Source organism: Pseudomonas sp. KK18, from assembly GCF_037094675.1.
Classification (GTDB): Bacteria; Pseudomonadota; Gammaproteobacteria; order Pseudomonadales; family Pseudomonadaceae; genus Aquipseudomonas.
Genome location: NZ_CP146605.1, coordinates 3605555 through 3625945 on the forward strand (window position 1 = coordinate 3605555; position 20391 = coordinate 3625945).

Here is a 20391-nt window from a genome sequence, read left to right on the forward strand (position 1 = left end):
TAACCGCCTCTCCCCTGCCCACCGAGCCCGGCGCACCGCGCAAGCGCCGACTGTGGCGGCCGATGATCATCATGATCGTGGTGGTGCTGGTGATTGTCGCGATCATTGCCGGGGTGAAGTTCGTGCAGATTTCGGCGCTGATCGCCCAGTCGAAAATGCCCCTGCCGGCCTCCGTGGTCACGGCCATGAAGGTGCCGTTCAGCGACTGGCAACCGAATGTCAGCGCCGTGGGCTCAATGAAAGCGGTCAGGGGGGTGGATGTGACCACTGAAGTGGGCGGCATCGTGCGCACCATCGGCTTCACGCCCGGGCAAGAAGTGGCGGCCCAGGCGCTGCTCGTCCAGCTGAATGCCGACTCGGACATCGCGCAACTGCATTCCCTTGAGGCCACGGCTGACCTGGCGGTGATCGTCCTCAAGCGGGACAAGGCGCAACTGGCGGTTAACGCCATCTCCCAGGCACAAGTGGACACTGACACCGCCGACCTCAAAGCCAAGCTCGCCGCCGCCGAACAACAGCGCGCGCTAGTGGCGAAAAAAACCATCCGCGCGCCGTTTGCCGGGCGCATCGGCATCACCAGCGTCAACCCTGGCCAATACCTCAACCCCGGCGACAAGATCGCCACGCTGCAAACCTTCGATCCGATCTACATCGACTTCACGGTGCCCCAGACTCAAATGGAGGCCATCGCCATCGGCCAAGGGGTTTCGGTAACGGCCGACGGACTGTCGAATCAAACCTTCACCGGCAAGATCAGCACCATCGACACCCAGTTCGACGCCACCACGCGCAATGTCACCGTGGAAGCCACCGTCGACAACCCCAAACAGAACCTGGTGCCCGGGATGTTTGCCCGCGCCGTGGTCAACTCCGGTGCGACGCAGCGCTACCTCACCGTTCCGCAGACATCGGTGACCTACAACCCTTACGGCACCACGGTATTCATTGCCACATCGAGCAAGAACGACAAGGGTGAGGAAGTCCTCACCGCGCAACAGACCTTTATCAAGACCGGACCGACCCGGGGCGATCAGGTGGCGATCCTGTCGGGCGTGAAGGAAGGCGACCTGCTGATCACCAGCGGCCAGATGAAGCTCAAGAATGGCTCGCCGGTGAAGGTCGATAACAGCGCCGCGCCGCTGAACGATCCTGCGCCGACTCCCCAAGAACACTGAAGGTGTCCCATGAAGCTTACCGATACCTTTATTCAGCGGCCGGTCTGGGCGATTGTTGTCTCGCTGTTCATCCTGATCCTGGGGCTGCGCTCGATCTTCGAATTGCCGGTGAACCAATGGCCACGCACCGAAAATACCGTGGTCACCATCACCACCGCCTACTACGGCGCGGACGCCTCCACCGTTGCCGGCTTTATCACCCAGCCGCTTGAATCGGCCATCGCCCAGGCCCAGGGCATTGACTACCTGTCTTCAACCAGCATCACCGGTGTCTCGACGATTACCGCCACGCTGCGGCTGAATTACGACGCGAGCAAGGCCCTCACCGAGATCAACACCCAGGTCAACTCGGTCAAGAACCAACTGCCGGCGCAGTCCCAGGAGCCGGTGCTGACGGTGGCGGTCGGGCAGACCACCGACGCCATGTACCTGGGTTTCTACAGCGACACCCTGCCCACCAACAACATCACCGACTACCTGGTGCGGGTGGTCAAGCCCAAGCTGGACTCGATCCAGGGCGTGCAAACCGCAGAAATCCTCGGCGGGCGCCAGTTCGCCCTGCGCGCCTGGATGGACCCGAACAAACTGGCGGCGCATAACGTGACCGCCCAGGACGTGTCCACCGCCCTGGCCAACAACAACTACCTGTCTGCCGTCGGTTCCACCCGTGGGCAAACGGTGACGGTCGACCTGACGGCCGGGACCGACTTGCACACGGTGGATGAATTCAAGCGGCTGGTGGTCAAGCAGAAAGGCGATGCCCTGGTGTACCTGGAGGACGTGGCCACCGTCACCCTCGGCGCCGAAAGCTACGACAGCAGCGTGGCGTTTTCCGGCAAGCGTTCGGTGTTCATCGGCATCAAGACGGCGCCGACTGCCAATATCCTGACGGTGGCCGACAGCGTGCGCGAGGCCTTCCCCGAGCTGCAATCCCAGTTGCCCACCGGGGTACGCGGCGAGATCGTGTATGACTCCACGGAGTTCATCAACACCTCGATCTATGAGGTGGTGAAGACCCTGGTCGAGGCGATGATCATTGTGTCGGTGGTGATCTACCTGTTCCTCGGCTCGTTCCGCGCGGTGATCGTGCCGCTGGTGGCGATCCCGCTGTCGCTGGTCGGGACCTTCTTCATCATGTACCTGCTGGGGTACTCGATAAACCTGCTGACCCTGCTTGCCCTGGTATTGGCGATCGGCCTGGTGGTGGACGACGCGATTATCGTGGTGGAAAACGTCGACCGGCATATCAAGGAGGAAGGCAAAGGCGTGCTGGAAGCTGCGCTGGTTGCCGCGCGGGAACTGGGTGGGCCGATCATCGCGATGACCGTGGTGCTGATCGCCGCCTACGTGCCCATCGGGCTGCGCAGCGGCCTTACCGGTGCGCTGTTCAAGGAGTTCTGCTTCTCGCTCGCGGGTGCCGTGACCGTGTCGGCCGTGGTGGCGTTGACGCTCTCGCCGATGATGACGTCCCGGCTGTTCAAGTCCGGGCAGGAAGAAGGCCGGTTTGCGCGCAAACTCGATCAGTACTTTGACTGGTTGCGGGGCCGTTACCACCGCATACTCTCGGGTGGCCTGAACGTATGGCCGGTGCTGGTGACGTTTGGTTTTGTGCTGTTCCTGCTGGTGGCCGCCAGCGGCATGACCGCCAAAAGCGAACTGTCGCCCACCGAGGACCAGGGGCTGGTGTTCATGCAGATCAAGGGCCCGCCCACCGCCTCTCCGCAGCAGATGGAGCGCATCGCCGACCAGGCCTTCCAGATCGCCAACAAAGAGCCGGAATACGCGCAGATGTTCCAGCTGACCGGGTTGCCTATCCTCAACCAGGGCCTGGGCGGTGTGCTGCTGAAAAACTGGGGCGACCGCTCGCGCTCCCAGGCCCAACTGATATTGGAACTCCAGCAGAAATGGAACCAGGTGCCGGGCGCCACCATTGCGGCCTTCCCGCTGCCATCGCTGCCGGGCGCCCAGGGCTTGCCGGTGCAGTTCGTGATCACCACCACCGACTCGGTGGAAAACCTCAACGAAGTCGCCCAGGCCGTGGTGGCCGAGGCCCAGAAACAACAGCTGTTCTATTTCTCCGACATGGACCTGAAACTCGACAAGCCACAAGCCAAGCTGGTGGTGGACCGGGAAAAAATCGCCGCACTGGGCATGACCCAGGCCGACGTCGGTGCGGCGCTGTCCGCGGCACTGGGCGGCAACTACGTGAACTACTTCTCCACTGCCGGGCGCTCGTACAAAGTCATTCCCCAGGTGTTGCAGGTTGATCGCCTCAACCCGGACCAGATTCTCGATTACTACATCCGCACCCCATCCGGCAGCATGATCCAGGCGCGCACCGTGGCGCATATCGAAACCTCGACCCAGCCGGAATCCATCAACCACTTCCAGCAACTCAACTCGGCGACCCTGTCGGGCGTCAGCGGCGTGGCCCAGGGCGAACTGCTGGCGAAACTGAACACCATTCTGACCAATATTGCGCCGTCGGGTTACACCTCGGACTTCTCCGGCGAATCACGCCAGTTCATGCAGGAATCCGGCGGGTTCTTCGGCCTGCTGATGTTTTCGATCCTGATCGTGTACCTGGCCCTGGCGTTTCAGTTCGAGAGTTTCCGCGACCCGGTGGTGATCCTGTTCTCGGTGCCCCCTGCACTCTTCGGCGCGCTGGCGTTTATCACCATGGGCTTTGCCTCGATCAACGTGTACACCCAGGTGGGGCTGGTGACGTTGCTGGGGTTGATCACCAAGCACGGGATCCTGATCGTGCAGTTTGCCAACGAGTTGCAGCGCGCCGGTCACAGCAAGCGTGAGGCCATAGAAGAAGCCGCCGGCGTGCGTCTGCGGCCGATCCTGATGACCACCGCCGCCATGGTGCTGGGCGTGGTGCCGCTGGTGTGGGCCTCCGGTGCCGGGGCTGCGGGACGGCATGACATGGGCCTGGTGATCTTCGCCGGGTTGTCGATCGGTACCGTGCTGACGCTGTTCATGGTGCCGGCGATGTATATGTTCATTGGCTCCACGCACCATCAGGAGGCGGAACAGCCGGTCCCCGTGTAGGAGCGAGCTTGCTCGCTCCTGCAGTGGATCAGTGGGTCAGATCACTACCCGCAGCGCCAAGCCTTCATACGCATCCAGGGTGATGGTGAAATCACCCTCGGGTGTCAGATCGCCCTCCACCCGCTCATTGATGATGTCCACCACCGGCCCGGGCGCAATATCGGGCAGGTGCAGGGTTTCCGTAATCGGCGTCGAGCCGAAGTTCAGCGCCGTGATCTGAGTACCTTTGCCCGCCGGCAGCTCGTGCACCATGATCAACAGCCCCGGGTGCTGCACATCCGGCACCAGGATCTGGCGGCTGGCGGCGATGTCGTAGGCTCGGCGCACCGCGAGGATTCTTTGCAGTTGCGAGGCAAATGAATCCGGGTCGGCCAACTGGCTGATCAGGCTGCCATACAAGGTTTTCGGGCGTGGCATCTGCCCGGCGGATTGCTCCGCATCCGGATTCAGGTCCACCAGGTCATAGGCGCCGCGATGGATCCAGCGTGTGTCGCCATCCAGCATCAAGTGGGCCACCTCCTGCGCCGGTAACGGCAATGCGCCCACCAGGTCCCAGCCGGACAGTGCAAACACCCCCGGTTGCATCGCGTTGTACATCACCAGCAGCAGGTGAATCTGGCGGATCTGCTGGATATCCGCCGGGGTAATCGCCTCAAGGTCGCGAATGCCCAGCGCCGCCGTGATGATGCTGGCGGTGGTGCAGGACACGCCATTGGTCACGAACTTCAGGTTATACGGCGCGTGTTCGCCAGCCAGGCGTTCGTACATCTGCTCACGGATATGCTCGCGCAGGATGCCGCCGGGAAAGGTCTGCCCCTGATAGAGGTAGGTGTCATGGGCGTGCAACGTCCAGAAGTGCACAAGTTCCAGGGTCAGCTCGTCATGGTTCTGCAAGGCGTGGATCAGCGAGCCGGGGTCGATGCCCAGGGTGTGCATCTCCCGCAGCATCAGGCGCAGGAATTCGGTGTCGCCCATCAATAACGCGTGCTGGTAAGCCGGGCGCGTGATGAAGTCGTAGGACAGGTCGGCGCCGCCGTGGGACATGGCGGCGATGTCGTCCACCGTCAGGTTCAGTTCCTGGAAGCTGAAACCGCCCGCCTTGCGAATCGCGCCGCCCAGGATCTGGTTGCCGGTGATGGACAGCGGATGGCTTTCAGACCAGGCGTTACCTTCCAGTTTTCGTTCCACGCCAAGGAAACCGTTGGCGTCCAGGCGCAGGATTTTCGCCCCCATTACGTCGATGGCGTGCAGGGCGTCGCCGATGATCATCTGCTGCGCGGCGAAGGTCGGGTCCAGCCAGTTCAGCGACGGCTGCCCTTCCTTGAAGTAATGCAGGTACACCCAGCGGCGGGGCTTGCCGTCCACGCCGATGACCACATCGGTCGCGCTCCAGTCGGTTTCCTTGACCCCGGGCTCGAAGAAGATCACCCGTTGCAACTGGCCGACGATGTAGTGCTTGTCCCTGAGCACGTCGACCTGCTGCGGGCTGAGGTTCTGCGCATCGCGGCCCTCGCTGATATCGGGCAGCAGCGGCCAGTCTTCTTCGCGGATCTCCACCATGTGGTAGAGCCCGGGATAGTCTTCGTAGGCCATCTCGGCCAGGCGGAAGTCTGCGCCCTTGCCGGTGTGGGACGGGATCACATCGTCAATGATCACCGCGTTGTGCGCGGCGGCCATGCGAGCCAGCGCCTGAAGCTGGGCTTCGGTGCCCAGTTGCGGGTCGATGTCGAAGCTGATGCGGTCAAAATTGCCGTCAATGGTGGGAGTGTGCTCGGTACCGGATAGACCGCCCGAGCGTTTCAACGGGCCGTTATGGATGCCCTGGATGCCGATTTTCGACAGCGCGTGCCACAAGGTTTCATCCCCCAGGGCCTCCAGTACGCTGCCGTTCTCGCGGGTGACGATGGACGCCGGATAGGCCGTGAACCACACCGATGCCAGGGCTGAAGCATCACGGGGCCGGGTATGGGCATATGGCTGTTGCCACAACCGGCCTTGCCCCGAATAAAGCCTGGCGCGCTGCTTGGCGGCATGCAGCATCGATTGTTCCACCAGCCAGGCCACATGTTTCTTATCGGCGTCCGTCATAAATCAATCACCTGCACCCATGAAGTAGTCGGTTGCGGTGGCTGCATATGAGCCACCGTTCGTTACTGTATGAGGCCCCGGGCGGCGATTCGTTGCATTCGGGATGGCGACCCTTCCCCGGCCTAGACCCACCCACCGTCCACAATGAAGTTCTGTGCGGTACACATCGCCGATACATCAGAGGCCAGGAACAGCGCCATATTGGCGATATGTTCCGGCTCCACACTGCCCGGCAGGCACTGGCTGCGGGCGATCAACTCCCGGGCCGCGTCATCCACCCACATCGCCAGTTGTTTCTCGGTCATCACCCAGCCCGGCACCAGCGTATTGACCCTGATACGGCTGGGCCCAAGCTCCCGCGCCAGGGCCCGGGTCATGCCGTGGGCGGCGGCTTTGCTGGCGGCGTATACCGGGTAGCCGCTGGAAGCCATCATCCAGCCGATGGAACCCAGGTTGATGATCGACCCACCGCCTGCGGCCTTCATCATCGGCACCACGGCCCGGGCCGCGAAAAACCCGTGCTTCAGGTTGACCGAAATCAGTTGGTCGAACCGCTCCGAGTCGATTTCATCCAGGGTGTGCCGAACGTCGTTGGCGGCATTGTTCACCAGCACGTCGATCGGTCCAAGGCTCTGCGCCAGGCACGCTATCGCGGCCTTGTACGCGATCTCGTCGGTGATATCGCAATGGGCGAATTCAACGGCATGGCCCTCGGCCGACAATATCGCCGCCAATCGGTCGCCCTGCCCTTGCGCCCGGTCCACGAAGGCTACCTTGGCCCCCTGGCGTGCGAAGGCACGCACCATGGCCTCGCCTATCCCGGAAGCACCGCCGGAGATCAGCACGGTTTTATCCCGCAGGTCCGGGTACATCGCCTGCGCGCCGGGCTGTTTTTCAGTGTTCATGGGGCAGTCACTCCGCTGTATTTAGTCTTATTTTATATTGCATGTTTTGCGATATTGGCTATAAATCAGCCCTGCAGCCGAATAAATAGTAGAACTATTTAATTAACAACAATAAAGGTAGCTCAGTCATGCGGCAATCCCGATTCCTGCTTACCGGCCTTGGCCTCTCCCTGGCGGTGGCCAGCCTGGGCGCTCAGGCGGCTGGCTTGTCCAGCGAACACAAACCCTTCGGCAAAACCAATGACGGCACCGCCGTCGAGCAGTATGTATTGCGTAACAGCCATGGCGTACAAGCCACGGTCATCACCTATGGCGCGGTCTTGCAGTCGCTGAAAGTACCCGACAAACACGGCCAGTTCGCCGACGTGGTGCTGGGCTTCGATGACGTCCAGGGCTACCAGGCCGGTACCGCGTTCTTCGGCGCGACCATCGGCCGTTTTGGCAACCGCCTGGACAAGGGCAGCTTTGAACTGGACGGCAAACGCTATCAAGTGCCCCTCAACGACGGGCCGAACTCGCTGCACGGCGGCCCGCAAGGTTTCGACAAGCATGTGTGGAAAGCCCAGCCGGTCAAGCAGGACGATTCGGTGGGCGTGACCCTGAGCTACCTGTCCAAGGACGGCGAGATGGGTTTCCCCGGCAACCTGAAAGTCGATGTCACCTATAGCCTCAACGACAAGAACGAACTGCACATCGACTACAAGGCCACCACCGACAAACCCACGGTGCTCAACCTCACCAACCACAGTTACTTCAACCTCGCCGGCGCCGGCAGCGGTGATGTGCTCAAGCAAGTCGCCACCCTGCATGCCAGCCATTACACCCCGGTCAACAGCACCCTGATTCCCATCGGCGAACTGGCCCCGGTCGCCGGTACGCCGATGGACTTTCTCAAGCCCACTGCCATCGGCCAGCACATCAAGGACGATCATCCCCAGCTGAAATTCGCCGAACCTAAACAAGGTGGCTTTGACTTCAACTGGGTGCTGGATGCCAAGGGTGATATCGGCAAACTGGTCGCCGACGTTCGTGACCCGCAGTCCGGTCGCCGCTTGCAGCTGTATACCAGCGAGCCTGGCGTGCAGTTCTATACCGGCAACTTCCTCGACGGGACGATCAAGGGCAAGGGTGGCAAGCCTTACGCCCACTGGAGTGCGTTCACCCTGGAAACCCAGCATTTTCCCGACGGCCCCAACCAGCCGAGCTTCCCCTCTACCCGTCTCGATCCTGGCCAGACCTACACGCAGAATACCGTGCTGAAATTCTCTGCTGACTAAACTTGTGGGAGCTGTCGAGCTTTGGCGAGGCTGCGATGACGTCGGCACTATCAATATCCAAGGTGCCTGACCCACCGCTATCACAGCCTCGCTGAAGCTCGACAGCTCCCACAGTACCGGCGTTAGCAGGGCTGCCGGGAAACGTCAGCGGCCATCAGTTCCACAAACCGATCTTTTGCAGCTCCTGCTTGAAGTTCTCGCGGGTGATCAGCGTCACCTCATCCATGGCCGTGTACTTCGGCGGCTCCTTACCCGTAGTGACCCACTCGAACATCATGCTCGCGGTGTTGTAGCCCTCGATGTGCGGGCTGGGCAGCATCGAGCCGAAGAAGCCGCTGTTGGCTTTCTTCAATTCGCCAATGGCATCGGTGCCGTTGATGCCGATGCCGATGACATTCGCCGCCGCAAACCCGGCGCTTTCGGTGGCGCGCACGCCGCCAAGCACGGTGTTGTCATTCATGCCGCCGATGATCAGGTTTTTCGCGCCGCCGGGCAGCTTGACCAGCGCCGAGTTGGTGGCGTCCATGCTGCCGGGGACGTCGAGGGTCTTGAGGGCTGCGTACAGGATGTGATCATCCGGAATGCCCGCGGCCTTCAGGGATTTGACCGAGCCATCAGTGCGCTTTTTGCCGGTATCGAGTTCGTTGTAGGTGTTGATCACCGCATAGGTGTCCTTCCAGTCCCAGCCACGTTTTTTCGCTTCAGTGGCCATGGCACTGCCCTGCTTCTCGCCCACTTCAAACGCGGCCATGCCCAGGTAAGGCACGTCTTCCATGAAGTTGCCCTTGGCGTCCACAAAACGGTCATCCACGGCGATCACTTTCAAGCCGTTGGCTTTGGCCTTGGCCATGATCGCCGGGCCGAGGGACACGTCCGGCGGGCAAATCACAAAACCCTTGGCACCGTTGGCCGCCAGGCTGTCGATGGCCGAGAGGGTTTTCTCGCCGTCGGGCACGGCGATCTTGATCACCTCGAAGCCCTTGTCCTTGCCGGCCTTTTCGGCGAAGGCCCATTCGGTCTGGAACCAAGGCTCTTCCGCCTGCTTGACCAGAAAGCCGATCTTCACCGGCTCGGCCGCCAGCAACAGGCTGCTCAGGCCGACGGCGGACACCGCCACAGCGGCGCAGCACAGGGAACGGATACCACGACGACGATTCATAGGGTGACTCCTTGTTGTTGTTTTTGAGTGCGTTAAACAGCCTGTTGGTTATCCTGCAAAGCGGTGGCAGGTTTTCCCCGGCACATCGACCTCAATGGCCAGCACCGCACCGTCCAGCGGGTGATCCAGCGGGCTGGCGGCACTGGTGATGTACAAGGTCTTGAGGTCGGGGCCTGCGAACACGCAACTGGTGGGACGGCTGACCGGCAATTCGATGACCCGGTCAACTTCACCGTCCGGCGTCAGCCGCAGCAGGCAGCTGCCGTCCCAGCGGGCGTTCCAGATATAGCCTTCGGCGTCCATGGCCGAGCCGTCCGGGCCACCCCGGGAGTGAGGCCCGAACCAGACTTGCGCAGGTGCGAGCTGGCCCTGTTCATTAATCGGATATTGATAGAGCGTGCCGTCCAGGCTGTCGCCGAAATGCACGTGGGTGGCGGCGTCGTTCCACAGCAAGGTGTTGGGAATGCCCAAGCCTTGCAGCAACGGCGTGACCTGCCCGTCGGTATCGACCCGGAACAGGCCGCCGGAACGTCGCAGCACCGGCAAGTCTTCACCGTGCTCGCCGATGTTGTTCTGCATGGTGCCCAGCCACAGCCGGCCCTGGGCGTCGCAGCGGGCTTCGTTGGCACGGTTGCCCGGTTGCGGATCGGCGACGCAAAGCAAGGTCAGGCGTGGATCGCTCGGCGTCGAATCGAGGTCGAGGCGATACACGCCGCTGCTCAGGGTCACCAGTGCATCGCCGCTGGCGCACGGAATAAACGCCGAGACCGGCTCAGGCAATTGCCAGGTGTGCAATTGCCTGCCCTGCAGGCGCAAGGCCTGCTGGCCGATGATGTCCACCCAATACAAGGCCTGGCCCGGTACATCCCAGAACGGCCCTTCGCCCAGCCGAGCCCGGTGCGGTGTGACTGCGGTCCACGACATGAAACCTCCTGCTTTCTTGTTGTTTTCAGGTGGTACCGGTTACAGCGCGTCGCGCGACGGCTGCCCATCTACCAGACGCTGAATGCGCAACGGGTTGGCATTCTTCAGCGCGTCGGGGAGCAGGCTATCAGGGTAATTCTGAAAGCACACAGGTCGCAGGAAACGCTCGATCGCCAGGGTGCCCACGGAAGTGCCACGGGCATCCGAAGTCGCCGGATACGGCCCGCCATGGACCATCGCGTCACACACCTCGACGCCCGTGGGGTAGCCGTTGAGCAGGATGCGGCCAACCTTTTGCTCCAGCAGCGGCGTCAACTCGCCGAACTGGGTGAAATCCGCCGGCTCGCCGATGATCGTCGCGGTCAATTGGCCGTGCAGGCCGTGCAACGCCGCAGCGAGTTGGGCCTGGTCGGCGACTTCCACGAACACCGTGGTGGGGCCGAACACTTCCTCCTGCAGCACTTCATCGCCGTTGATCAGCAGGCTGGCGTCCGCTTTGAACAGCTGTGGCTGCGCCTGATTGCCGGTTTGCGTCTGGCCCGCCAGGTGCTCGATGCGAGGATGGGCCAGCAGCGTGTGCAGGCCTTTGCCGTAGCTGTTCAAGGTGCCGGCATTGAGCATGGTTTGCGCGGGCTGGCCGCCGATCAGTTGGGCGACCTGTTGGGTGAAGCCTGTGAACGCTGGCGAGGCAATCCCGATCACCAGCCCCGGGTTCGTGCAGAACTGGCCGCACCCCTGCACCACCGAGGCGACCAGGTCGCGGGCGATGGTGTCTGCCCGGGTTTGCAGGGCCTGGGGCAAGACGATCACCGGGTTGATGCTGGACATCTCGGCGAACACCGGGATCGGTTGCGGGCGTGCCGCCGCCATATCGCACAACGCCCGGCCGCCTTTGAGCGAGCCGGTGAAACCCACGGCCTGGATCGCCGGGTGCTTGACCAGCGCTTCCCCCACACCGCCGCCGAAGATCATGTTGAACACGCCGCCGGGCATACCTGTGCGCTCGGCCGCCCGCATGATCGCATCGGCGACCCGCTCGGCGGTGGCCATGTGGCCGCTGTGGGCCTTGAACACCACCGGGCAACCGGCCGCCAGCGCGGCGGCGGTGTCGCCACCGGCAGTGGAAAAGGCCAGGGGGAAATTGCTCGCCCCAAACACCGCGACCGGCCCCAGGCCGATGCGGTATTGGCGCAGATCCGGGCGCGGCAAGGGCTGACGATCCGGCAGCGCCTGGTCGATCCGCGCGCCGTAGAAATCACCGCGCCGCAGTACCTTGGCGAACAACCGCATCTGGCCGCTGGTACGACCGCGCTCACCCTGGATACGCCCGGCGGGCAACGCCGTTTCGCGGCAGACCAGAGCGACAAAGTCATCGCCCAGGGCGTCCAGTTCATCGGCTATCGCCTCCAGGAACGACGCACGATGCTGCGCGCTCAGGCTGCGATAAGCCGGGTAAGCCTGAGCGGCGGCGTTGGCCGCGGCGTCGACCTCCTGCGCGGTGGCCTGGTAGAAATCAAAGGGCAATGCCTCGCCACTGGTGGCGTCGATGCTCTGCAGGGTGATGCTGCCGGCAGCGCTGCGCTGGCCGCCGATGTAGTTGTGGCCACAAATCCGGGTCATACCTGTCTCCTTCAAAGGGTGCCTATGCCGCCAGGTGCCACGCCGCTGTTGGCCACGGCAATGCCGTTGATCAATGGCGCGCCGAATTCGGCCTGGCTGATTTCAAACACATCGCCTGGCTGGGTACGAATGCCGTCGGCAAACGACAAGGTGGCGGTGCCGAAGAAATGGATATGCACGTCACCTGGGCGCAGGAACTGGGTGTATTTGAAATGGTGGTATTCAAGGTTTTCGAGGCTGTGGCACATGTTGGCTTCGCCACTGAGGAATTCGTGCTGCCACAACACCTCGCCATTGCGCACGATACGGCTGGTGCCCGCCAGGTGCCGGGGCAGTTCACCCAGGCGCAACTCGGGACCATAGCTGCAACTGCGCAGCTTGGAGTGGGCCAGGTACAGGTAATTCTTGCGCTCCATCACGTGGTCGGAAAACTCGTTGCCCACCGCGTAGCCCAGGCGATACGGCTTGCCGTCGTGACCAATCACATACAGCCCGGCGATTTCCGGCTCTTCGCCGGCGTCTTCGGCAAACGCTGGCCACGGGAATGGCTGGCCCGGACGCACCACGATGCTGCCGTCGCCCTTGTAGAACCATTCCGGCTGCACACCGGCCTGGCCAGCAGCCGGTTTGCCGCCCTCCACGCCCCATTTGAAGATGCGCATGCTGTCGGTCATCGCGCTTTCGTCACTGGCGTTCTGGTGCATCTTGTCCCGCGCCGACGCACTGCCCAGGTGGGTCAGGCCGGTACCGCTGACCAGCGTGTGGGCCGGGTCCGGGTGATCCAGCGGTGGCAAGATCTTCTGCGCGGCCAGCAGTCTGGCGTAGTCGTGGCTCTCGGCCAGGCCGAGGTGGTCTATGTGCTGTTGCAGGGTGACGCCAGCCTCGATGGCGGCGAGTGCCAGGTCGCGTACCGTGCGGGCGGCCCGCACCTCGCGTACCTGATCGCCGTCGACCACGCCCACTCGGCGTTCGCCGTTGTTCAATTCAAACTGCACTAACCCCATGAGTGTTCTCCTGATTGCCAATTAAGTACGCGTGGCGCCACGGGCGCTGGCGGCGAACTGATCGGGCGGCAGCACGTGCCTGCGCTCCAGCAACCGATAGACCACCCCGGTCAACACCACCCCGAACAGCATCACGCACGCCAGGAAGTACAAGCCCGACGCAAGGTTGCCGGTGTACTCCTTGAGGGCGCCGATCACGAACGGCCCGATGTAGCCGCCGAGGTTGCCCACCGAGTTGATCAAGGCGATGCCCGCCGCTGCACTCGCGCCGGCAAAGAAACGTCCCGGCAAGGTCCAGAACACCGCCGTGCAAGAAAACAGCGCAAACGCCACCAGGCACAGCGCTGCCAGTTGCCACAGCGGCACTGTCAGCCAGGCGCTGAGGAACAGGCCGATGGCGCCCAACACGTAGAGCACGGCAAGATGACCGTAGCGATCATTCAGGCGATCGGAACTGCGCGGGACGATCAGCAAACCGATGATCCCGAAGATGTAGGGCACTGCCGACACAAACCCGGTGGTCAGGTCGCTGCCGCCAAACTGCTTGATCAAGGTCGGCAGCCACAGGCCCAGGCCATAAATGCTCAAGGTCACCGGCAGGTAGAACAGCGCCAGCAGCAACACGCGTTTGTCCTTCAGCGCATGCAGCGGGTTGCCGTGCCGGGTCTGGCCGTAGGCTTGCAGGTCTTTGGCCAGCTCGCCGGTGAGCCAGGCCTTCTCCGCCTGGTCCATCCATTTCACCTGTTGCGGCCCATCCGGCAGGTAGCGCAGCACCGGCCAGGTCAGCAGGATCGCTGGGGTGCCGATGACGATGAACAACCACTGCCAGCCGTGCAGGCCGAGTATCCCGTCCATGCCGAGCAAGCCGCCCGCCACGGGGCCGGTGATCATCATGGCGATGGGTTGGGACAGGATGAACAGCCCGAGGATCTTGCCGCGGTGCCTCACCGGGAACCATTGGGTGATGTAGTAGAGGACACCCGGGAAGAACCCGGCTTCGGCGGCGCCCAGCAGAAAGCGCATCACATAGAAACTGTGGGGGCCCTGGACGAATGCCATGCCGATGGTAATCGCGCCCCAGGTCACCATGATTCGTGCGAACCAGCGCCGCGCGCCGAAACGGTCGAGCATCAGGTTGCTGGGGATTTCCAGCAGGAAGTAGCCAATAAAGAACAGCCCTGCTCCCAGTCCATACGCCGCATCGCCGATGCCGACATCCGCGCCCATGTGCAATTTGGCGAAGCCCACGGCCGAGCGATCCACGTAGGCAATCAGGTACAGCAGGATCAGAAAGGGAATCAGTTTCAGCGTGATGCGACGTATCAGCCGCTGTTCCTGGCTCATGTGAGCGGTCTCCGATTGTTATTTTTATAGAGCGTTTCGGGTTGCCTCTCGCGGAAAACCGCCAGGGCCAGGCCTCGTTGAATCGGACTATATAGTAATACTATTTAATCAACAACACTTCCAAACACCCGAATTTACGCCTATGTTAAGCCGAGAATGGATCAATATAGTCTTACAATAAGAGAGTCAGCCATGTCCGAAAAAAAGCCCGTCCTGCGCTCCGCCAGCTGGTTTGGTACCGCCGATAAAAACGGCTTCATGTACCGCAGCTGGATGAAAAACCAGGGGATTGCCGATCATCAGTTTCACGGCAAACCGATCATCGGGATCTGCAATACCTGGTCGGAGCTGACGCCCTGCAACGCGCACTTCCGCCAGATTGCCGAGCATGTGAAACGCGGCGTGATCGAAGCCGGTGGCTTTCCGGTGGAATTTCCGGTGTTCTCCAACGGCGAATCGAACCTGCGCCCCACCGCGATGCTCACCCGTAACCTGGCCAGCATGGACGTGGAGGAAGCCATTCGCGGCAACCCCATCGACGGCGTGGTGCTGCTGACCGGCTGTGACAAGACCACCCCGGCGCTGCTGATGGGCGCCGCCAGTTGCGACGTGCCGGCGATCGTCGTCACCGGCGGGCCGATGCTCAACGGCAAGCACAAGGGCCAGGACATCGGCTCGGGCACCGTGGTGTGGCAGCTCAGCGAACAGGTCAAGGCGGGCACCATTACCCTCGACGATTTCCTCGCGGCCGAAGGCGGCATGTCCCGCTCGGCGGGCACCTGCAACACCATGGGCACCGCCTCGACCATGGCCTGCATGGCCGAAGCACTCGGCACTTCCCTGCCCCACAACGCGGCGATTCCCGCGGTGGATGCGCGGCGTTATGTACTGGCGCACATGTCCGGCATGCGTGCGGTGGAGATGGTGCGTGAAGACCTGAAGCTGTCGAAGATCCTGACCAAGGAGGCTTTCGAAAACGCGATTCGTGTGAACGCAGCCATCGGCGGCTCGACCAACGCGGTGATTCACCTGAAAGCCATCGCCGGGCGCATCGGCGTCGAGCTCGACCTGGACGACTGGACCCGCATGGGCCGTGGCATGCCGACCATCGTCGACCTGCAGCCGTCCGGGCGCTTCCTGATGGAGGAGTTCTACTACGCTGGCGGCCTGCCGGCGGTGCTGCGCCGCCTCGGTGAGGCCAACCTGATCCCGCACCCGAATGCCTTGACCGTCAACGGCAAGTCCCTCGGCGAAAACACCCGCGAAGCACCGATCTACGGCCAGGACGAAGTGATCCGCACCCTCGACAACCCGATCCGCGCCGACGGCGGCATTTGTGTGCTGCGGGGCAACCTCGCACCACTGGGTGCAGTCCTCAAGCCTTCGGCTGCCAGTGCCGAACTGATGCAGCATCGCGGGCGTGCCGTGGTGTTCGAGAACTTCGACATGTACAAGGCACGGATCAACGACCCGGAACTGGACGTGGATGCCAACTCGATCCTGGTGATGAAAAACTGCGGGCCCAAGGGTTATCCGGGCATGGCGGAAGTCGGCAACATGGGCTTGCCGGCCAAACTGCTGGCCCAGGGCGTGACCGACATGGTGCGGATTTCCGATGCGCGCATGAGCGGCACGGCCTACGGCACCGTGGTGTTGCACGTGGCGCCGGAAGCGGCGGCCGGCGGCCCGTTGGCCACGGTCAAGGAAGGCGACTGGATCGAACTCGATTGCGCCAATGGCCGCCTGCACCTGGACATTCCGGACGCCGAACTGGCGGCCCGCATGGCCGACCTTGCGCCGCCCGAGCAGCTGATTGTCGGGGGTTACCGGCAGCTGTACATCGACCACGTATTACAGGCAGACCAGGGCTGCGACTTCGACTTCCTGGTGGGCTGCCGTGGCGCCGAAGTGCCGCGTCATTCCCACTAATTGGGACGGGAGCAATGCTATGATGCCGCGTATTTCGCCAGAGTAGCCTCCCTGTTATGGATCAGCAGCCGACCAAGCCGCGCAAGAGCATGCACGCCCAAATCGTCCAGGACTTGGGCATGCACATCGTTTCCGGGCGCTTCAAGCCGGAAGAACGGTTGCCCATGGAGGCCACCTTGTGCGAGGAGTACAAGGTCAGCCGCTCGGTATTGCGTGAGGCGACCCGGGTGCTCAGCGCCAAGGGCCTGGTGATTTCCAAGCCCAAGGTTGGCGCCGTGGTGCGCCCACGGGTGCAGTGGCACCTGCTGGACCCGGACGTGCTGACCTGGCTGATGCAGTCGACACCCCACAGCGAGTTTTTCAACACCCTGGCCGGTGTGCGCCGGATCCTCGAGCCGGAAATCGCCGCGATGGCCGCGACCACCGCCACCGACGCCGACATCGCCACCATCGAAAAAGCCTACCTCGGCATGGAAACCGCCAATACCCACGAAACGTTGCTGCAGGCCGACCTGGACTTCCACCGGGCGATTGCCGATGCGACCCGCAACGACTTGCTGGCCTACATGTGCAATATGCTGTCGCTGCCACTTCGCGAGTCCATCAACATCACCAACCGTCGCCCCGACATCCAGGGCCTCAGCCTGCCCCGGCACAAAGCGATCCTCACCGCGATCAAGAACCGTGACGCCCTCGGCGCGCGGCATGCCTCCCTGGTGCAACTGGACGATACCCGGGTGGCGCTGGACACCGTGATGAACGTGCTGACGCCGCTGTAGCGCCAGGCAACCCACCGTCAAGTCGAGGCCGCCCTTGGATTACTTCGCTGCGTTAACCGCCTTTGTCGAAGCCGCCGAGGGCAATAACTTCTCCCGCGCCGCCGACCGGCTTGGCATCAAGGCCTCCACGGTTTCCCGTTACGTGAAGGACCTTGAACAGGACCTCGGCATCGCCTTGTTCAACCGCTCTACCCGTACGCTGCACCTGACCGAGGGTGGCCAGACATTCCTGACGCACGCACGCCGGGTGCTGGACGAGCTGGAACAAGCCAAGGCGGCCACCTCCGCGCTGAACGAACAACCACGGGGCGTGCTCAAGCTCAACCTGCCGCCCGCCTTTGCCCGCCACCATGTCCTTCCCACCTTGAATGCCTTCCTGGCCCGCTACCCGCAGATCAAGCTGGAACTGGTGCTGGACGACAGCCACGTCAACCTGATTCATGCCGGCGCGGACCTGGCGATCCGCATTGGCACCCTGGCGGATTCCACGTTGAAGGCACGCAAGATCTGCGATGAGCGCTACCGGCTGGTGGCCAGCCCGGCGTTTTGCCGGGAGTATCCGGCGCCGGTCAACCCTGCCGACCTGGCTGCCATGCCGGCGATCCTGGGAGCGGCTGACAGCGCATTTGCCAACGGGCGTGAGGTGTCACCGCTGGTGCATAAAGACAGCATCCGGATCAACGACCTGGACGCACAATTGATCGCCGCACAACAGGGCCTGGGATTTGCCTTGCTGCCCGACTGGCTGGTAGCCAAACCCATTGAAACCGGCGAGTTGCTGGTGTGGTTGCCTGAGTGGGATATCCGCATCGCAGGCCGTGAATCGGCGGTTTGGTTCGTTTATCCACCCAAGCGCATCGTGTCTTCCAAAGTGCGGTGCTTCATCGACTTTATCGTCGAGCAACTGGGCGAAACACCGCACTGGAAACGTCTCAGCTGAAGCGGATATCCAGCGACCGCAGATAGGTTTGCAGCCCCGCATCCTGGATCGGAATCAGGAAGGCTTCCGTGTCGGACTCATTGAAGTGGGCATGCCAGTAACCTGGCGGGGTGACGAACGCCAGGCCCGGCGACCAGTCGACCCGCACCGGGTTGCGGATCTGCCCATCGGCGTCTAGTTCGGTGCCCACCAGCGAATAGCAGCCTTTGGGGCAATCAATGATGAAATCCAGCGCAATCGACTGGTGTCGGTGGGGCTTCTGAATCGACCCCGGCGGCAGGATGCCGTACATCGCCCACAGCACATGGGTCACGGTGCGAGTCTGCGGGAAGTTGCGATTGCCCAGCAGGATGCTGATACGGCTACGGTCCTGGGCGCGGGGATCATCGGCCGCTTCGCGCAGTTTTGCGTTGGCCAGCTCCGCGGGATACAGCGTCGGCACGAAGCGATCGGCACTGCGGATCACGCCCAGGTAACGCAACAGCGGCTCATCGTGGACGTAATACAGGCGCGCATCCTCTGATGCGCTGAACCGCGCTTGCTGCAGACCTGGCAGCGCAATGAAGCAGCCTTTGGTCCAGTCGATGCGGTGCGCGCCCTGAACCACACTGCCCTGCCCGGCGATGACATAAAACACCTGTGAGGTGGCGTTGGGGTGCAGTTCCAGCGTATCGCCGGCGTTCAGGCGAATGAAGTTCGCACACAGCCCCGGACCGGTGGCCGGACCTTCGCAACCCAAGGCATCGCTGAGGTCCAGCGGCACTACCCGAGAGGGCCCACTGTCGTACAGCGAGGCCGGGAAGCTGTGATAGGGAATGCGCGTGATCAGGTTGGCGCTGATGGGATTGGCGGCTTTGCTGTATTCAAAGTATTCGGCATCGAGCAGGTGCTGCGGTTGGGTATCGGCCACGTCAGGCTTGAATTCGCTATTCATTATGATCACCTCAATCTACGACTGGATTTCGCAACGGCCCGTAGGACGTTGCGACGGTGAGAGAACTATAGGCACTGTACGGCAGTGGATTAATCCCCCAAGTCGCACAGCAGTTGTGCGACCAGGGGCAGGTAAATTGTTAAAAGTAGTACTTGGCGACCAACTCATACTCATCCTGCCCCGTATAGTCGCCTTGCTTGTTCCTGGCCATATCGAACTTCCTCTCCAGGCCAATCGCCAAAGTGTCATGCAAGGTGATCAGGGCAAAACCGGCCACCGAGTAGCCGCTGCGCCCTGAGCTGTTCTTGTCCGAGAACAGGTTGATCCCGCCATACGCCTTGAAGAATCCCAGCTCGCCCATTTCCGGAAACGAATAGCTGCTGTAAGACTCCAGTGCCTTAGCCTCGCGATAACCACTGGCGGTGGGCGCTGATGCATTCAGGTTGCGGTACTCGCCGTAAACCACCGCGTGATACCAGGGCGCATTGGTGTAGGTCACCCCCGACAACCAGCCTTCGACATTCGGGTGCCGGGTGTTGAGTTGAGCGTGGCCGTCCAGTGAACGCTCGCTCATTTCGGTGTAGCCGTAGGCCAGGCGCAATGACCAATGATCCGCCGGGCGCCAGACAGTACCCACCTGGTACAGCGCATTGCGGGAGCTGTCGACGAATTTGCCGGCGCCCACGCTGCTGGGGTTGACGGAGTTGTGTACCGGGCCGGTGCCCAGGCCATACATCACGCCAAATTCGAAATCGTCGCTTCTTACCCGGTAATACAGGGTTTTGTTCGGCCGGGAGAAGCCCAGCAACTGGTTGCCGCCATACCCATTGAACGTGCCCTGCCCTTTAGTGCCGTAGCCCAAATACCAGTCGGTGATCGAACCCACCATGTCGAAGGTCAGGGACTTTTGCTGACCGTAGCTCAGTTGCCCCCAGCGCGCATTGCGCACGAACACATACTGGAAACGCTTGGTCTGGGCGGCGGTGCCGTCGTAGTAGAACGGGTCGTAGGCCCATTCCTGACGCATGCCCACGGCCCACTGCGAGTCGAGCTGGTGGGTGTAGATCATGTTGATGCGGTGGCCGATGCTGCCGGTGTGACGGCCCTGGATGTAGACCTTGTCGTTTGACGCGAAAATGCCCTGGGCGTGCAGCTCCAACCGATCGCTGTCGGTCTTGATCAGATCGATGGCCATGGCTGGCTGCACGCTGCACAGCGCCAGGAAGCACGCCAGGATAAAACGATGACGCACGCAA

Annotated in this window: 15 protein-coding genes; 6 read left to right on the forward strand and 9 right to left on the reverse strand. The window is 62.2% G+C overall.

Going from position 1 to position 20391, the window contains the following annotated elements; translation table 11 throughout:
* Positions 1–62: 62 nt before the first annotated feature.
* Together V6607_RS16470 and V6607_RS16475 are read left to right on the forward strand one after the other, a co-directional pair.
* Positions 63–1175 carry an efflux RND transporter periplasmic adaptor subunit gene (locus tag V6607_RS16470; RefSeq protein ID WP_008433355.1) on the forward strand — a complete coding sequence of 371 codons (1113 nt, stop codon included), beginning with the start codon at positions 63–65 and terminating at the stop codon, positions 1173–1175.
* Positions 1176–1184: 9 nt separating this feature from the next.
* Positions 1185–4232 (forward strand): efflux RND transporter permease subunit, encoded by a 3048-nt coding sequence (locus tag V6607_RS16475; protein WP_134326633.1) that lies wholly within the window; start codon positions 1185–1187, stop codon positions 4230–4232.
* 36 nt (positions 4233–4268) lie between these two features.
* On the opposite strand, the gene treS is transcribed toward V6607_RS16475, so the two are convergent.
* Together treS and V6607_RS16485 are read right to left on the reverse strand one after the other, a co-directional pair.
* Positions 4269–6320: a maltose alpha-D-glucosyltransferase gene (gene treS / locus V6607_RS16480; RefSeq protein WP_008433350.1), complete on the reverse strand. Its 2052-nt coding sequence runs from the start codon at positions 6318–6320 to the stop codon at positions 4269–4271.
* A 122-nt stretch (positions 6321–6442) separates the two neighbouring features.
* Complete coding sequence (locus tag V6607_RS16485) at positions 6443–7225, reverse strand: SDR family oxidoreductase (RefSeq protein ID WP_003217767.1); 783 nt, start codon at positions 7223–7225, stop codon at positions 6443–6445.
* Positions 7226–7353: 128 nt separating this feature from the next.
* Here V6607_RS16485 and V6607_RS16490 point away from each other — a divergent pair, with 128 nt between their 5' ends.
* Positions 7354–8502 carry an aldose epimerase family protein gene (locus V6607_RS16490; protein ID WP_338743966.1) on the forward strand — a complete coding sequence of 383 codons (1149 nt, stop codon included), beginning with the start codon at positions 7354–7356 and terminating at the stop codon, positions 8500–8502.
* Between the two features lie 154 nt (positions 8503–8656).
* Here V6607_RS16490 and V6607_RS16495 read toward each other — a convergent pair whose 3' ends face one another.
* Genes V6607_RS16495 through V6607_RS16515 form a run of 5 tightly spaced genes read right to left on the reverse strand, consistent with a single transcriptional unit; the run spans position 8657 to position 14553 of the window.
* On the reverse strand, positions 8657–9661 hold the full coding sequence (locus V6607_RS16495) for a substrate-binding domain-containing protein (RefSeq protein ID WP_087693833.1): 1005 nt from the start codon (positions 9659–9661) through the stop codon (positions 8657–8659).
* 48 nt (positions 9662–9709) lie between these two features.
* A complete protein-coding gene (locus V6607_RS16500; RefSeq protein ID WP_134326634.1) occupies positions 9710–10585 on the reverse strand; it encodes an SMP-30/gluconolactonase/LRE family protein in 876 nt (291 codons plus the stop codon).
* A gap of 39 nt (positions 10586–10624) precedes the next feature.
* The gene (locus V6607_RS16505) at positions 10625–12205 is read right to left on the reverse strand and encodes an aldehyde dehydrogenase (NADP(+)) (protein WP_008433344.1); all 1581 of its coding nucleotides are present in this window, start codon (positions 12203–12205) and stop codon (positions 10625–10627) included.
* A gap of 11 nt (positions 12206–12216) precedes the next feature.
* Entirely contained in the window at positions 12217–13209 is a 993-nt protein-coding gene (gene araD1, locus V6607_RS16510; RefSeq protein WP_134326635.1) for an AraD1 family protein, read from the reverse strand.
* A gap of 21 nt (positions 13210–13230) precedes the next feature.
* Complete coding sequence (locus tag V6607_RS16515) at positions 13231–14553, reverse strand: MFS transporter (protein ID WP_087693837.1); 1323 nt, start codon at positions 14551–14553, stop codon at positions 13231–13233.
* A gap of 192 nt (positions 14554–14745) precedes the next feature.
* Between V6607_RS16515 and V6607_RS16520 the strand changes: the two genes are divergently transcribed.
* From V6607_RS16520 to V6607_RS16530, 3 genes are read left to right on the forward strand one after another with little or no spacing between them, the layout of a single operon-like run.
* Positions 14746–16482 carry an IlvD/Edd family dehydratase gene (locus tag V6607_RS16520; protein ID WP_008433338.1) on the forward strand — a complete coding sequence of 579 codons (1737 nt, stop codon included), beginning with the start codon at positions 14746–14748 and terminating at the stop codon, positions 16480–16482.
* 56 nt (positions 16483–16538) lie between these two features.
* Positions 16539–17261 (forward strand): FadR/GntR family transcriptional regulator, encoded by a 723-nt coding sequence (locus V6607_RS16525; protein ID WP_003217775.1) that lies wholly within the window; start codon positions 16539–16541, stop codon positions 17259–17261.
* Positions 17262–17295: 34 nt separating this feature from the next.
* Positions 17296–18201, forward strand: coding sequence for a LysR family transcriptional regulator (locus tag V6607_RS16530; protein ID WP_134326636.1), 906 nt, complete (start codon positions 17296–17298; stop codon positions 18199–18201).
* Here V6607_RS16530 and V6607_RS16535 read toward each other — a convergent pair.
* Positions 18194–19135 (reverse strand): cupin, encoded by a 942-nt coding sequence (locus V6607_RS16535; RefSeq protein ID WP_008433330.1) that lies wholly within the window; start codon positions 19133–19135, stop codon positions 18194–18196. The two genes, V6607_RS16530 and V6607_RS16535, sit on opposite strands and share 8 nt — an antisense overlap.
* Positions 19136–19274: 139 nt before the next feature.
* Complete coding sequence (locus tag V6607_RS16540; protein ID WP_102369092.1) at positions 19275–20387, reverse strand: porin; 1113 nt, start codon at positions 20385–20387, stop codon at positions 19275–19277.
* Positions 20388–20391: the final 4 nt, after the last annotated feature.

Bases quoted from the DNA above. Each gene is read 5' to 3' on its own strand.
- V6607_RS16535 (WP_008433330.1), bottom strand. From the start codon at position 19,135: ATGAATAGCGAATTCAAGCCTGACGTGGCCGATACCCAACCGCAGCAC.
- V6607_RS16505 (WP_008433344.1), bottom strand. From the start codon at position 12,205: ATGACCCGGATTTGTGGCCACAACTACATCGGCGGCCAGCGCAGCGCT.
- V6607_RS16500 (WP_134326634.1), bottom strand. From the start codon at position 10,585: ATGTCGTGGACCGCAGTCACACCGCACCGGGCTCGGCTGGGCGAAGGG.
- V6607_RS16475 (WP_134326633.1), top strand. From the start codon at position 1,185: ATGAAGCTTACCGATACCTTTATTCAGCGGCCGGTCTGGGCGATTGTT.
- V6607_RS16525 (WP_003217775.1), top strand. From the start codon at position 16,539: ATGGATCAGCAGCCGACCAAGCCGCGCAAGAGCATGCACGCCCAAATC.
- V6607_RS16520 (WP_008433338.1), top strand. From the start codon at position 14,746: ATGTCCGAAAAAAAGCCCGTCCTGCGCTCCGCCAGCTGGTTTGGTACC.
- araD1 (WP_134326635.1), bottom strand. From the start codon at position 13,209: ATGGGGTTAGTGCAGTTTGAATTGAACAACGGCGAACGCCGAGTGGGC.
- V6607_RS16495 (WP_087693833.1), bottom strand. From the start codon at position 9,661: ATGAATCGTCGTCGTGGTATCCGTTCCCTGTGCTGCGCCGCTGTGGCG.
- V6607_RS16485 (WP_003217767.1), bottom strand. From the start codon at position 7,225: ATGAACACTGAAAAACAGCCCGGCGCGCAGGCGATGTACCCGGACCTG.
- V6607_RS16515 (WP_087693837.1), bottom strand. From the start codon at position 14,553: ATGAGCCAGGAACAGCGGCTGATACGTCGCATCACGCTGAAACTGATT.
- V6607_RS16490 (WP_338743966.1), top strand. From the start codon at position 7,354: ATGCGGCAATCCCGATTCCTGCTTACCGGCCTTGGCCTCTCCCTGGCG.
- treS (WP_008433350.1), bottom strand. From the start codon at position 6,320: ATGACGGACGCCGATAAGAAACATGTGGCCTGGCTGGTGGAACAATCG.
- V6607_RS16470 (WP_008433355.1), top strand. From the start codon at position 63: ATGATCATCATGATCGTGGTGGTGCTGGTGATTGTCGCGATCATTGCC.